Source organism: Limnomicrobium aquaticum (genome assembly GCF_040545545.1).
In the GTDB taxonomy this organism is placed as follows: Bacteria; Pseudomonadota; Alphaproteobacteria; order Rhizobiales; family Rhizobiaceae; genus Ensifer_A; species Ensifer_A aquaticum.
In genome coordinates, this window is sequence record NZ_JBEPMB010000002.1 from 209,917 (window position 1) to 223,391 (window position 13,475).

Sequence of the window (13,475 nt, forward strand, 5' to 3'; positions counted from 1 at the left end):
TCACTTCTTCGTCTTCAGTGCGTTGACATAATTGGCAATGCATTCGCCCTGCGTCAGCCCGCGCTCGATGGCCGGGCGGAAATGGATGCCGCCATAAAGCCGCGAGATCGCGGCCTCTTCAGCCGCCGCGCGGAAATTGGCGAAGTGGCGCGGCTTGATCCCGTCGGCCTCGTGAGTGGAATCATCGAAGGCCAGCGCATCACCGAAAATATGCGTCATTGCCGACGCTGCCGCGCCCGACTGCGTGCTGTGGCCGCTCGGATATTCCGGGAAGGGTGGCGTGATCAGCAGCGCATCCCATTTGGGATCGATCACCTTCTTGATGTATGTGATCGGACGGATGAGGTCGAAGACGAATTTGGCGTCCCAGCAGCCGATGAAGGCATCCGACAGAGCAATGCCGAGGCGGGCCAGCGTATCGACCGTCGTCGGCAGATCCGCCTTCTTCTGGTCGAGCACGATCAGCGCGATGTTGATCCAGTGGCCGGGCGGTGTCGGCGAGAGCATCGGATCGTCGGACCAGAAGCGGGCAATGGTCCGCTGTTCGTCGGTCAGCGTCTTCACGGTCGTGTAGACCTCGTTGGCGTCCTTGTAGAAGGCGGAGTCCGGCTTCTCGCTATAGTCCGGCGGCTCGGGCAGGCGGCAGGACGAGCCCGTCGGCATGGCGAAGGGGCGCATCTTGCCCCAGTCGGGCAGGAGCGGCGCCTGCTGCTGGCGGATCAGGCTCGTCGGCACCCAGTGGCCCGGCTTGTCGGAGACCTTGTATTCGAGCGGAAAGCCCATGTTCTCGACGCTCGCCCCGCCATCGGTCGAGGACCAGTCGAACACCGCTTGCGAAAGCTTCTGCCCGTAGTCGCGGCTGCGGGCGATGACATCGGCGGCAAGGCCGGCGGAGACCTTTTCATCCATCTTCGCGGCCATCTTCTTCATCACATGCTGGCCAGTCGGGCCGGTGCGGTCGAAGAAGTGCGTCACGGAAAATTCCATCACGGTATTGAGGATCACCGCGTCGTCGTAAGCGACACCCTTTTCGCGCGCCGGCAGAGACTTGAGACCGTTCAGCTGGCCGGCCAGGCTCTGCAGATTGTCCGATCCGCTTGCCACGGCCTCATAGGCGGTCACGCCGATATAGCCGAAGGAACGCGCGGCCACGGGTGGGGAATAATTGGACGTGTGGCGGACAAGTTCGAGGATCAGCTTGTACCAGCCCGTCACCACCTCCTGCGGCGGAGTTGCGGCCTGCGCGGGGGCAGCGGCCAGTGACAGGAGACACGAAAACACGAAAACGAGGCCGAGAATGGCCCTTCTGATCAAGACAGACATTTTTCCTCCCCAAGCCCGATGCCTGGTCCCGGCCGCACTATCGTTGAACATTGCCCCGATGTCCATAAGGGCTCCGGCATACGCGCGATGAGGGCGGCCGTGCCTTCAGGGCGCGCCCGCGCGGCTCCTGAATCGGGCCGGCGGCTCCGCGTGAAAGCCGCTCCAGATGCGGCGCAGGTGGCGGGCAGAGGAGAAGCCCGCGCGGGCGGCGACTTCCTCGACCGCAAGGTCCGATCCGCCCAGCATTTCGGCGGCGAGGTTCACCCGGATCATGTTGACGTAATCCGTTGCCGCCATGCCGGCATGCTCGCGGAAAAGCCGCGAGAGATGCCGCTCGCTCAGATGTGCGACACGCCCAAGGCGGGCCAGCGACCAGGCGGCCGCGGGTTCGGCCATGATGGCATCCTGTGCCCGGTGTATGCCGGGGTGGACATGATTGCGTCCGGTCAGCCAGGGCGAAAGCTGCGGATCGCTGCCGCTGCGGCGCATGTAGACGACCATCTGCCGGGCGATCGCCAGCGCCGTTGCGGGCGAGGTCAACTGGCTGACGATGTGGAGCGCCAGATCGATGCCAGTCGAAATACCCGCGCTGGAAAGCCGGTTGCGATCCTCCACGAAGAGCCGGTTGTCGAGCGGCTGCGCCAGCGGCGCGCGCTGGGCAAGCTCCTCCATGCAGGCCGCATGCGTGGTGCAGCGATAGCCGTCGAACAGGCCAGCCTCACCGGCGAGCATCGCCCCGGAGCAGATGGTCACAAGCGTCATACCCGGCCGAAAACCCGAGCGCAGCCAGCGGGTGATCTGTGCAAGCGCCTCGCGGTTCTTCTCGCGTACCGCAGGGGCGGTCAGACTGCCGGAGATGACGATCCACGCATCATCCGGCAGATGCTCGGGCAGGGGAAGAAGGCCCGAAACGGTCAGACCGATGGATGTCGCCTGTTCAGGCGCCGCCGCGACATAGGTGTAGTCGAACTGCACGGCGCTCTGCTCGAGATTGGCCCGACGGAACACTTCCATCGGGCCGGCAACGTCCAGCAGTAGCGTGTCTGGCGGCAGAACCACAAACATCGGAATGTGGCGGATGTCGTTGCCGGACCGCTTTTGCATCACGCAGCCTTCTTGATGTTGAGCCCGGCCAGCGCCTCGTCGACCGAAACGATCCGCGCGAAGCGGGTGGCCAGAACGAGTTCGGTGCGCCTGATGATATCCGACTGACTGAACACCGTGCCGTCGGCATGCTGCATCGGAAAGGTGAAGGTGGCCGCGCTGACGAAATCGACGCTCCAGCCGAGATCGGATGCATGCCGCGTCGTCGTCTCGCAGCACTGTTCGGTTCGAATGCCGGAGATGATCAGACGGTTGATGCCGTTGCGCGTCAGCCAGATGTCGAGGCCGGTGCCGGCAAGCGCCGAATGCCGTTCCTTGTAGAAGGTGACGTCGGGCTGGATGGAAAGGCCTTCCATTGTCCGCACCAGTCCGCCCTCGCGGTCAAAGGGTGAACCGGCCCGCGTATGGAATATCTGCACGACCGGAATGCCGGCCGCCTTGGCACCATCGATCAGGCGCTGCTGATGTGCGAGATAGGCGATGAGGCCCTCCGCGTTCCAGTAAGGCATGTGGCGAAACGATTCCTGAACGTCTATGACAATCAGCGCGGTGTCGGCATGGGACATTTTCTGCTCCTTTGATTGCAGTTGATAGCGCCATTCTATGGCTTGCACCAAGGCAAAAAAGGCAGGTAGCGGACGAAGAGAGGACGCATCCGGCCATCTTGCGGCGTCTCATGCGAGGACTGTCAAAAAAGCTTCATACCGGACCACTCGACTCGCGGGCCAAACCTCGCTTACACAGCACCCAATCGCCACGCGTTCACCTGATCACTGAGCGGATATCCGACATGCACCTTCCCGCTTCGCAAATTCCCGGCCTCGTATGGGCCTATCATCTCCATGAGGGTTCGACCCCGGCGCGCGCACTGCCTGACGCCGAGGTGAAGGCATTGCCGGGAGAGGGCTTTTTCTGGTTCCATTTCTCGCTGGCGGACGCGCGCCTGCCTGCCTTTCTCGAAAGCCTCGGCGTACTTCCGGAAGCGGCGCTTGTCGCGCTGACGACGCACGAGACCCACCCGTCGGTCAATGTCGACGAAGGCTATCTTTATGGCACACTGGTCGACTACCAGCGCGATTTCGACCAGAGCACGCGCGAGATAGGCTTCCTGCACTATGCCGTCTTCGGCCGCTTCATCGTCACGACCAGGCTGCATCCGCTGGCCAGCGTCGACAGCGTGCGCTTCGCAGTCGAAAAGACGCCAGGCAAGTTCGACAATCCGATCGACATCTTCGAGCAGATCGTCGCCAATTTCCAGCGCTCGCTTTTTGGTCTGGTCAAGGAGATCACGGCTGACCTCAACGTGATTGAAGATGCGGTCTATTCGAACCGCGAGCCCCTGAAGCACCAGAAGGAACTGCAGCCGCTGCGCCGTTCGATTGTGCGCCTGCACCGGCATATGCGAACTCTTTTGACCGCCATGCGCCATGCCGCCGCTGCCGAGGAAGACGAGATGCCGGAAGGCTTTGCAGACGTCTCGGCCCGCAGCACCAGCCGGCTCGAGGCTGCCGGCCACGAGGTCGACGCGCTGCAGGAGCGCGCGCGGCTGCTGCACGAAGAGGTGAACTCGCTCACCTCCATCGAGACCAATCGTCACCTCTATATCATGTCGGTGATGACCGTGCTGATCATGCCGCCGACGCTCGTCACCGGATTCTTCGGCATGAACACCGGCGGACTGCCGTTCCAACATGACGATGCCGGAACGATCTCGGCCTTCGGCGCGATTGGCGTTTCGGTGCTGCTCGCCTGGTGGCTGCTCCGCCGCGCCGGGATTTTCTGAACCGCTCAGGCCCCGGCAGAATCCAGAAGCGTCATGGCCTGCGCATCCAGCGTCAGCAATGCAGCCTTTCTCAGGCTCTCCAGCTGCGTGAGGCTCGTGGCGCTCGCGATCGGAGCGGTGACACCGGGCTTTTTCAGCAGCCACGCAATCGCGATCTCCGCCGGCGTTGCCCCGTATTGGCCGGAGACCGTCTGCAGCGCGTCGAGAATGCGGCTGCCCTTTTCGTTCAGATAGGCTTTCATCCCGCCGCCTCGCGCCTTGCCCTCGGCATCTGCAAGCGTCCGATATTTGCCACTGAGGAAGCCGGAAGCGAGGCTGAAATAGGTGATGACCCCAATATCTTCCGCAATGCAGAGCTCGGCGAGCGAGCCTTCAAACTTTTCGCGCGTGTAGAGATTATATTCGGGCTGCAGCACGTCGTAACGCGGCAGACCCTTGTCCTTGGCCACCTGGAGCGATTGAGTGAGCTGGCCGGCATTCAGGTTCGAGCAACCGATCGCCCGGATCTTTCCCGCCTTCTTCAGCCCGTCGAAGGCGGCAAGCGTCTGCTCATAAGGCGCCTCCGGGTCCGGCCAGTGCGAGAGATAAAGATCGATGTAATCCGTCTGCAGCCGGCGCAGCGAATCCTCGACCGCCCGGTTGATCCACCCGGCCTTCAGCCCCTTGTTGCCGTTGCCCATGTCGGAACCGACCTTGGTGACGATGACGACATCCTCGCGCTTGCGCCCGCTCTGCTTCAGCCACTTGCCGATGATCGTTTCCGATTCACCGCCCTTGTTGCCGGGAGCCCAGGCGGAATAGACATCGGCCGTGTCGATCGTGTTCAGACCAGCATCAAGCCAGCCGTCCAGAAGTGCAAACGATGTCTTCTCGTCGGCGGTCCAGCCGAAAACATTGCCGCCGAAGACGACGGGCGAGATATCGAGGCCGGTTCGGCCGAGCTTGCGCTTCTGCATGGGGAACTCCGCAATTGCGTTTATAAGGCTGCCGAAGGAATGTAGGCACCTGTCGGACTCGGTCAAGGGTAATACCGGTGGATTGATCCTCGCCGAAAGCGATTGCGCAACGTGCCTCAATTTTCTACCAATCGAAAAAACCCTGAGAGGAGAGACCCATGCTGCGCTTCGGAATCATATCGACCGCCAAGATCGGCCGCGAACTTGTCATCCCGGCAATCCAGGATGCGGAAAACTGCGTCGTCGCCGGCATTTCGAGCCGCGACAAGGACAAGGCGGAAGCGCTCGCTGCGCGCTTCTCTATCCCGCATGTCTTTGCATCGCATGAGGAAATGCTGGCATCCGACCTCATTGATGCAGTCTACATTCCGCTGCCGACGTCGCAGCATGCCGAATGGGCGATCAAGGCGGCCGATGCCGGCAAGCATGTGCTCTGCGAAAAGCCGATTGCGCTCAAGGCTTCCGAGATCGACGGCATCATCGCCGCGCGCGACCGCAACAAGGTTCTCGTGTCCGAGGCCTACATGGTCACCTATTCGCCGGTCTGGCGGCGCGTGCGCATGCTGATCGCCGAGGGCGCGATCGGCAGGCTCCGCCATGTCCAGGGCGCCTTCACCTATTTCAACCGCGACCCGGACAATATGCGCAACATCCCCGAACTTGGCGGTGGCGGGCTGCCGGACATCGGCGTCTATCCGGCAATCAGCACCCGCTTCTCGACCGGCAAGGAGCCGATACGCGTTCAGGCGACGACCGAACGCGACCCGCAGTTCGGTACGGACATCTATTCCTCGGTACGCGCCGACTTCGGCGATTTCGAACTGAGCTTCTACATTTCCACCCAGCTCGCCGCCCGCCAGATCATGGTGTTCCATGGCACCGAGGGCTTCATTGAGGTCAAATCTCCCTTCAACGCCGACCGCTATGGCGCGGAAGAGATCGAGGTGACCAACGTCAGCCACGCCGAATCCCGCCACTACCGCTTCCAGGACGCCCGCCAGTATCGCCTGGAAGCCGAAGCCTTCGCCCGCGCAGCGCAAGGCGAGGACGCGGAAGTGGTAACGCTCGAAAGCTCGAAGAAGAACCAGCAGTTCATTGATGCGATTTATCGCGCCAGCGAAAAGGACGGTTGGGAAGTGGTCTGATCCCTCATCCGAGATCGTCGCGGTATCAACCGCGGCGATTGTCCAAACCAACAGTCCCGCTCAGTTCATGTTCACAATTTCCACCCGCCGATTCTTGGCGCGGCCGTCTTCGCTCTCGTTCGATGCGGCGGGTGCCACCATGCCGACGCCGGCGCTCTTGAGGCGGGCGGCATCCACCTGAAAGCGCTTGGTCAGCGCCGCCTGAACTGAAGCCGCACGGCGCTTCGAAAGGTCTACGTTGTGGTCGAAGCCACCCTGGTTGTCGGTATGGCCGACGACGATGACCTTCAGGTTGGGCTTGGATTTCAGCAGCGTGGCGATCTCCTGCAGCGTCGGGTCGGATTCCGGTTTGAGGTCTGCCTTGTCGGTATCGAAGAAGATGCCGTAGAGCGCGATCTTGCCGGAGGCGTCGATGGATTTGGCCATATCGTCGGCCTTCACGACGACCATCTTCTGCTCGCGGCCCTTGGGCTCGACCACGTTGACGAGGGCGATTGTGCGGCCGTTGAAAGCGTTGCAGTAGTTGCCGCCGTCGGAAATCGTGAAGGTCTGAATCGCAAGATAAGCGTCGCCGCCATCGACGGGAAGCCGGCCTGAGAAATAGTGCTGGTCGGTGATGCCGGATGTCAGCGCGCATTTGCCGTTCGAGAAGTCCGGCTCGGCAATGTCCTTCTCGCGGACAAACTGCATCGTCAGGCTCTGGTCGCCGCCGCCGCCATATGCCGCCCGCGTCGATGAGCCGCCACAGGCCTCGTCCTTGCATTCGAACAGCGTTTCGCCGCCGGCTGCCTTGACGACCTCCTGGTAGTTGCGCAGGATTTCGAGCGGCGAGCGGCCCTCGGGCTCCAGATAGACGAGGCGCGTCAGCGGTCCCTCAAGTGTCTTCGACTGCTTGGGCGCATAGACATTGTTGTTGTCGGAATCGGTCTTGTCGTTCCTTTCGAGCGGCGAAAGCGGCACAGTAAGTTCGGCATAGGCCTGCTGCTTGGCGCTGAGCAGCAGCGAACCCTCGTAGCGTGGCAGCAGCTTGTTGTCCTTCGTGCCTTTTTCGTCCTTCTGCGGGATCGTGGCGTCGGCCATCGCGGCCGTCGTGCCGGCCATGATGAGCATGCCGGTGACAAGGATCAGTTTCTTCAGCATAGGAACCCCCAATTCTTTGCTGCGTGGCGCCGTAGCGCCTGAGCAGACGATGACACGAATGGGGGTTACATGCCATGGCGAGGGCTGGGCGCGCTGTTTCCCTGGTAACAGGCGACGCTCCGGTGAGCGCTACTTCCCGAACACGAACCGCGAATAGCCGAGATAGGAGAACACCATCGCCACTCCGGAACCGATGGCGGCGGCGGCCACCGGCCAGAGCGGGGGCCAGATCATCAGGCAGACAGAGTAGGTTCCGTAATTGACGAGAGCTGCGGTGACTCCGACAAGCCCATAGCGCATCCCCTCGGACGCAACATGGCGACCAGACCGGCCGAAGGTGAAGGTGCGGTTGATCGTCCAGGTATAGGCCATGGCGATCGCAATCGAGAGAACGCGGGCGATATAAGGCCCGACCGGCGTCAGCCACAGGATCAGCGACAGGGAACCGGCATCGACGAGAAAGCCGGTGCCGCCGGCAAAGGCAAACCAGAGAAGCTTTTTCATGCGGCGCGGCGCTTAGACCCTGTGGCCTTATCCTGTCCAGCCTTGCCGTCGATTCCACGCCGCAGCGTCTGATGGCGCGACTGGTGCACCGAGGCGAGCGTCAGATAATGGATCCGCAGTTGCTCGGCGCGCGCCCGTGCTACGCTGTCGAGAATAAGTCCGGCGGTGAAGATCATGAACGAGATCATCATGAGCACCATGGAAAGTATCCAGGTCGGCAGTTTCGGAACCAGACCCGTCGAGACATAGTCTGTCAGGACCGGCAGCATGAAACCGACGCTGGCCGCCAGAAACACGCCGCTGATCAGGCCGAAGAAGGCGAAGGGCCGCGTTTCCTTCATCAGCATGGCAAACATCCAGAGGATCTTGGCGCCATCCTTGTAGGTCGAGAGCTTCGAATGCGAGCCCTCCGGGCGGCGGCCATAGGAGAGCTCCAGCTCGCTCACCGGCATTTTCAGCCGTGACGCATGGACCGACATTTCCGTTTCGATTTCGAACCCGCCGGAAACGGCAGGAAAACTCTTGGCAAACCGGCGCGAGAAGGCACGGTAGCCGGAAAAGATATCCGAGAACCCGGTGCCGAAGATCATGCGGTAAAGCTTGTTGAAGATTGCATTGCCAAAGGCGTGACCTTGGCGGCCCGCATCCTGCGTCACGCCGCGGCGCGTGCCGACCACCATGTCGGCGCCTTCTGAAAGCAGCGTGCGGATCAGGTCCTGCGCCTCTTCCGGATCGTAGGTGCCGTCGCCGTCGGCCATGATGTAGATATCGGCGTCGATATCGGAAAACATGCGGCGCACGACATGGCCCTTGCCCTGCCGCCGCTCGCGCGTCACGGTCGCACCGGCAAGCGCCGCCTTCAGCGCCGTGCCGTCGGTCGAGTTGTTGTCGTAGACATGGATGCGGGCGCCGGGAAGCGCTGCCTTGAAGCCCGCGACGACGTCGGCAATCGTGGCTGCCTCGTTATAGCACGGCAGCAGCACGGCGATATCGAGATCGTCCAGAATGCCATCCGTCGCCATGACTGCGTGTCCCTTGCTGTTTGCGCCTCTGCGGGCGCGTGTTCCTTCCGCTTTACTATTTCTTGAGAAGGTTAAGTTAGCTTGAATTCCGGGCATCCCTGCCGCGAAATATCCACCCCCCGCAAGTTCGGCCTTCCGGTATGAAACCGGGAGCCTTGCGCCATATTGGGATCGACCATGGCCAGCATCGAAACGACCGCCGCGCTGTCTCAAGCGAACGCGAAGGGAAGCGGACGCGCAGGTCCTCTCAATGCGGAGACCAGCCGTCTCGGCCTTGCCGTCCTCATCGCCTTTGCCGTCCTGGTCCTTTTCCATCTGGTCAACCTCGCCTCCAGCTACACGGATTATGTCGGACCGGACAATGATGACGCCATGCGGCTCGTCGAGGTACGCGATTTTCTGAACGGGCAGGGCTGGTTCGATATGATGCAATATCGTCTCGGCATCCAGCCGGGCACGCTGATGCACTGGTCGCGCTTCGTCGATCTGCCGATTGCGGCGCTGATTGCATTCTTCCGCCTGTTCCTCAGTCCGCGCATGGCGGAGGCGACCGCGCTTTTTGTCTGGCCCGTTTCGCTTTCGCTGCCGGTTCTCTATTTCATCGGGCTTGGCGCGCGCCGGCTCGGCGGCGAGCGCGCAATGTTTGCGGCCATTCCGTTCACGGTGCTGTTCCTCATTCAGGTTCATCGCTTCGAGCCGGGCGGCATCGACCACCACAATGTCCAGATGGCGCTGATCGCGATCGTTGCCGCAGCGCTCGTTGATCCGCTCCATCGCGCCACCAGCTATGCGCTGGCTGCTCTCGCGGCCGCCATTGCTCTGGCGGTGGGCGCAGAAACGACCCCGCTTCTGGGTGTTGCAGCCATCATCGTTGCCGTGCGCTGGGCCGTTCTCGGTCAGGCTTACGCAGCAGCTGCCCGCACCTTCGGCCTCTTCTTCGCGCTGCTCACCGGCGCGGCCTATGTCGCGACCGTTCCGCGAGCGCTTTACACGACCGTCACCTGCGACAACCTCTCCTTCGGCTTCCTGGCGCTGACCGTTTACGGTGGCGTGGCGCTATTCGGGGCCGCAAGCTTTGTGAGCCGGGCGCCGATGTCGGTCCGGTTTGCCATCCTGGCCTGCATCGGGGTGGGCGCTGCCGGTCTGACACTCACCGTCATGCCGCAATGCCTGCATAACCCGCTTGCCAGCCTCGATCCGCTGCTGAAGGAAATCTGGCTCGACAAGGTCACCGAGGCGCAATCCGTCTTCCGTCAGGCGCAGCTTGCACCCGCGACCGTCGGCGGCTTCTATTTTGTCGGCTTCATCGCCATGGTCGTTTCGGCTTGGCGGGTGAAGATGGGCGACCGCGCCGGCGTCCATCTGGTGCTTTTCGTGCTGCTGAGTGCTGCCTGGGCCATCTCGCTCGTGCAGGTGCGCGGCGCGACCTTCCCGCAGATGCTCTCCATTCTGCCGCTTTCGGTCCTGGTGGCAGAACTGCATGCCATCAGCCGTCGGGACCCGGAATCCGTGGTTGCAGGTCTGCCCTTCGCCATCATGACGCTCGCAAGCCTTCCCTCCTTCTGGTTCGTCGCAGGTTTCGTGGTGACGGAAGCGGCCGGCAGCGAACAGGCGACCAAGGCCGCTGCAGCCGGCGGCAAGGTCGGCGCCTGCGTCAAGGAAGCCAATCTCAATGCGCTGAACCGTCTGCCCAAGGGCATGATCGCGGCACCCTCCAATATGGGGTCACCGATCCTTCGCTTCACGGGTCACAGCGTCCTGTCCGCCCCCTATCATCGCAATCCGGAAGGCATGCTCGTTGTCCTGCATGCGGGTCTCGGCGCGCCCGAGAAGGCTGAAGCGACCCTTGGCAATGCGGGAACCGACTATGTCGTCTTCTGCCCCGACGATGGCGAAATGCGGGAAATGGCAAGCCACGCGCCGGAGGGCCTTGCCGCAGCACTGCTGAAGGACCGCCCGCCAGCCTTCCTCAAGGATGTCACGCCGACTGAGGCGACGAACCTCAAGGTCTATCGCCTCGTCCGCTGAAACGCGTGTCGGGTTGTCAGAACTGCTTGCGCATCGGATGCGCCTTGTAGACGCCCAGGATGCGGACCTTTTCGGAGAAGAACTTCAGTTCGTCCAGCGCGCGCTTCACGTTCTCGTCGTCCGGATGGCCCTCGATATCGGCAAAGAACTGCGTGGCGACGAACTTGCCACCGATCTGATAGCTTTCCAGCTTCGTCATGTTGATGCCGTTGGTGGCAAAGCCGCCCAGCGCCTTGTAGAGCGCGGCCGGAATGTTGCGGACATTGAACACGAAGGTCGTCACGATGGTCTCGTCGGCTCTCTCCCGAGCGGCATGCTTCTCGTTGGGCGAGAGCACGACGAAACGGGTGATGTTGTTGTCGGAATCCTCGACATTCTCTTCGAGAATCTCCAGCCCGTAGAGATCGGCGGCGAGACGCGGTGCAAGCGCCGCCATCGAGCGGTCACCGGTTTCGGAGACGAGCTTGGCCGCACCCGCCGTATCGCCCGCAACAACCGCCTTCCAGCCGTTGGAGCGTACGATCTTGCGGCACTGGCCCAGCGCATGGATGTGGCTGTGCACCGTCTTGATCTCGCTCTTCTGAACGCCCGGCAGAACCATGAGCTGGAAGCGGATCGGCATGAAATATTCGCCGATGATATAAAGGCGCGACTGCGGCATCAGATAGTGGATGTCGGCGACGCGGCCGGCAAGCGTGTTCTCGATCGGGATCATCGCCAGATCCGCATCGCCGCTTTCCACCGCATTGAAGGCGTCCTCAAACGTCTGGCAGGGGAGCGGCGACATGTCGGGAAACATGTCACGGGACGCCATGTCGGAATTGGCGCCGAAGTCGCCCTGGAAGGAGATGCGGTTGGTTCTTGCGATCATGGTTTTCTGCTCACTTCATGCGCGCCGAAAGAACGCGGCGCGCCTTTTCAAGATCGGCTGGCGTATCGACGCCAAGGGGAACGGCATGGACGATTTCGGCATCGATGCGCATGCCGGCTTCCAGTGCGCGCAGCTGTTCGAGCTTCTCGCGCATTTCAAGAACGGAGGGTTTGAGCGACACGAAGCGCTTCAGTGATTCGCGGCGATAGGCATAGAGGCCGATATGGTGGTAGAGCGGCCCTTCGCCCCAAGGCGCGGTCGCGCGCGTGAAATAGAGCGCCCGCAGCCGGGTTTCGGAGACCGGCGAACCGATGACCTTGACCACGCTCGGCGCGGTCTTTTCTTCCTCATCCGTGATCTCGACGGTCAGCGTCGCGATATCGACGGTCTCGTCTTCGAGCGGCGCAAGGGCTGCGCGCACCGTTTCCGGCTCGATGGTCGGCAGGTCGCCCTGAACGTTGATGATATACCGCGCGCGCACCTGCGGATCTGCCTTTTCCAGCGCCTCGAAAATGCGGTCGGAGCCGGACTGATGATCTTCGCGCGTCATCACCGCCTCGAAGCCGGCGGCGGTGACTGCGTTGAAGGTCTCCTCATGGTCGACGGCAGCAACAACGCGCCCGACATTGGCTTCCATGGCGCGGCGCACGACCTGCACGATCATCGGTGCACCGCAGATATCCGCCATCGGCTTGCCGGGAAGCCGCGTCGAGGCCATGCGGGCCGGGATCAGGACCAGCGACTGATCAAAACGGTTGATCTGCATCAAGGGGGCCTTCATTTCGCGTGTGAAAAGTGGCAAAAGGTCTCAGTCTGGGAGGAACAAGACCTGTTGCGCTTGCGCGCTAAAAGACATACGTTCCGCCCGATTTCAAGATGCGCCGGTCGTGATCACCCGGACATCGCTAAGGGGAGCGTTAGCAGATGAATTCACATGTGAACATGGGCGTAGGTGCTCTTTTGGGGACCGTGTTCGTTCTGATGTCGGTGTCGATCCTGTCGGAAGGCATCTTCAAGTCGGAATCGCCCGAGAAGCCCGGTTATGCGATCGCAGCCGCCGAAGGCGAAGCTGCCGCTGGCGGGGCCGGTGAAGCTGCTAAGGCCGATACGCCGGTTGGTGTCGTGCTTGCCAAGGCTGATGCGGCCAAGGGTCAGGCCATCTTCAAGAAATGCGAAGCCTGTCACACCGGCGACAAGGGCGGTGCCAACAAGGTTGGCCCGAACCTCTACGGTATCGTTGACCGCCCGGTCGCCAGCCACGAAGGCTTCTCCTATTCCGCAGGCATGAAGGAATTCTCCAAGGGCGGTTCGGAAAAGTGGACCTATGACCACCTCTACCACTTCCTGAAGAAGCCGAAGGATTACGTGAAGGGCACGGCCATGGGCTTTGCGGGTCTTCCGAAGGAAGACGAGCGCGGCGATCTTCTGGCCTATCTCCAGTCGCTTGGCGACACCAAGGTACCGTTCCCGGCAGCTGACGCAGCACCTGCAGCCGCCCCGGCCGCCGATGCGGCCAAGCCTGCCGAGGCACCGAAGAAGTAATTCCGCTCAAAGCGAAACATGACAAAGGGCCGGACCTCGAAAGAAGTCCGGCCCTTT

The 13,475-nt window shown here is 62.0% G+C and carries 13 protein-coding genes; 4 read left to right on the top strand and 9 right to left on the bottom strand.

Going from position 1 to position 13,475, the window contains the following annotated elements; genetic code table 11:
- The 3 genes from ABID16_RS09605 to ABID16_RS09615 all read right to left on the bottom strand — a co-directional run bounded on the left by ABID16_RS09605 (position 1) and on the right by ABID16_RS09615 (position 2,993).
- Entirely contained in the window at positions 1–1,323 is a 1,323-nt protein-coding gene (locus tag ABID16_RS09605) for a vanadium-dependent haloperoxidase (protein WP_354556123.1), read from the bottom strand.
- A gap of 105 nt (positions 1,324–1,428) precedes the next feature.
- On the bottom strand, positions 1,429–2,427 hold the full coding sequence (locus tag ABID16_RS09610) for a GlxA family transcriptional regulator (RefSeq protein ID WP_354556124.1): 999 nt from the start codon (positions 2,425–2,427) through the stop codon (positions 1,429–1,431).
- Positions 2,427–2,993 carry an isochorismatase family protein gene (locus ABID16_RS09615; RefSeq protein WP_354556125.1) on the bottom strand — a complete coding sequence of 189 codons (567 nt, stop codon included), beginning with the start codon at positions 2,991–2,993 and terminating at the stop codon, positions 2,427–2,429. Before ABID16_RS09615 ends, ABID16_RS09610 begins: the two co-directional genes overlap by 1 nt.
- A gap of 224 nt (positions 2,994–3,217) precedes the next feature.
- Between ABID16_RS09615 and ABID16_RS09620 the strand changes: the two genes are divergently transcribed.
- Entirely contained in the window at positions 3,218–4,210 is a 993-nt protein-coding gene (locus tag ABID16_RS09620) for a transporter (RefSeq protein WP_354556126.1), read from the top strand.
- Between the two features lie 5 nt (positions 4,211–4,215).
- Here ABID16_RS09620 and ABID16_RS09625 read toward each other — a convergent pair whose 3' ends face one another.
- The gene (locus ABID16_RS09625; RefSeq protein WP_354556127.1) at positions 4,216–5,166 is read right to left on the bottom strand and encodes an aldo/keto reductase; all 951 of its coding nucleotides are present in this window, start codon (positions 5,164–5,166) and stop codon (positions 4,216–4,218) included.
- A 158-nt stretch (positions 5,167–5,324) separates the two neighbouring features.
- Here ABID16_RS09625 and ABID16_RS09630 point away from each other — a divergent pair, with 158 nt between their 5' ends.
- Positions 5,325–6,311, top strand: coding sequence for a Gfo/Idh/MocA family protein (locus tag ABID16_RS09630; protein ID WP_354556128.1), 987 nt, complete (start codon positions 5,325–5,327; stop codon positions 6,309–6,311).
- Between the two features lie 60 nt (positions 6,312–6,371).
- Here ABID16_RS09630 and ABID16_RS09635 read toward each other — a convergent pair whose 3' ends face one another.
- The 3 genes from ABID16_RS09635 to ABID16_RS09645 form a co-directional block, all read right to left on the bottom strand.
- On the bottom strand, positions 6,372–7,451 hold the full coding sequence (locus tag ABID16_RS09635) for an OmpA family protein (RefSeq protein ID WP_354556129.1): 1,080 nt from the start codon (positions 7,449–7,451) through the stop codon (positions 6,372–6,374).
- A gap of 129 nt (positions 7,452–7,580) precedes the next feature.
- Entirely contained in the window at positions 7,581–7,955 is a 375-nt protein-coding gene (locus tag ABID16_RS09640; protein ID WP_354556130.1) for a GtrA family protein, read from the bottom strand.
- Positions 7,952–8,977 carry a glycosyltransferase gene (locus ABID16_RS09645; RefSeq protein WP_354556131.1) on the bottom strand — a complete coding sequence of 342 codons (1,026 nt, stop codon included), beginning with the start codon at positions 8,975–8,977 and terminating at the stop codon, positions 7,952–7,954. Before ABID16_RS09645 ends, ABID16_RS09640 begins: the two co-directional genes overlap by 4 nt.
- 177 nt (positions 8,978–9,154) lie before the next feature.
- On the opposite strand from ABID16_RS09645, the gene ABID16_RS09650 reads away from it, so the two are divergent.
- Entirely contained in the window at positions 9,155–11,005 is a 1,851-nt protein-coding gene (locus ABID16_RS09650) for a hypothetical protein (protein ID WP_354556132.1), read from the top strand.
- 16 nt (positions 11,006–11,021) lie between these two features.
- On the opposite strand, the gene ABID16_RS09655 is transcribed toward ABID16_RS09650, so the two are convergent.
- Positions 11,022–11,876 (bottom strand): prephenate dehydratase, encoded by an 855-nt coding sequence (locus ABID16_RS09655; RefSeq protein ID WP_354556133.1) that lies wholly within the window; start codon positions 11,874–11,876, stop codon positions 11,022–11,024.
- Between the two features lie 10 nt (positions 11,877–11,886).
- A complete protein-coding gene (locus ABID16_RS09660) occupies positions 11,887–12,642 on the bottom strand; it encodes a 3-deoxy-manno-octulosonate cytidylyltransferase (protein ID WP_354556134.1) in 756 nt (251 codons plus the stop codon).
- Positions 12,643–12,800: 158 nt separating this feature from the next.
- Here ABID16_RS09660 and ABID16_RS09665 point away from each other — a divergent pair, with 158 nt between their 5' ends.
- Complete coding sequence (locus ABID16_RS09665) at positions 12,801–13,418, top strand: c-type cytochrome (RefSeq protein WP_354556135.1); 618 nt, start codon at positions 12,801–12,803, stop codon at positions 13,416–13,418.
- The last annotated feature ends 57 nt before the right edge of the window (positions 13,419–13,475 follow it).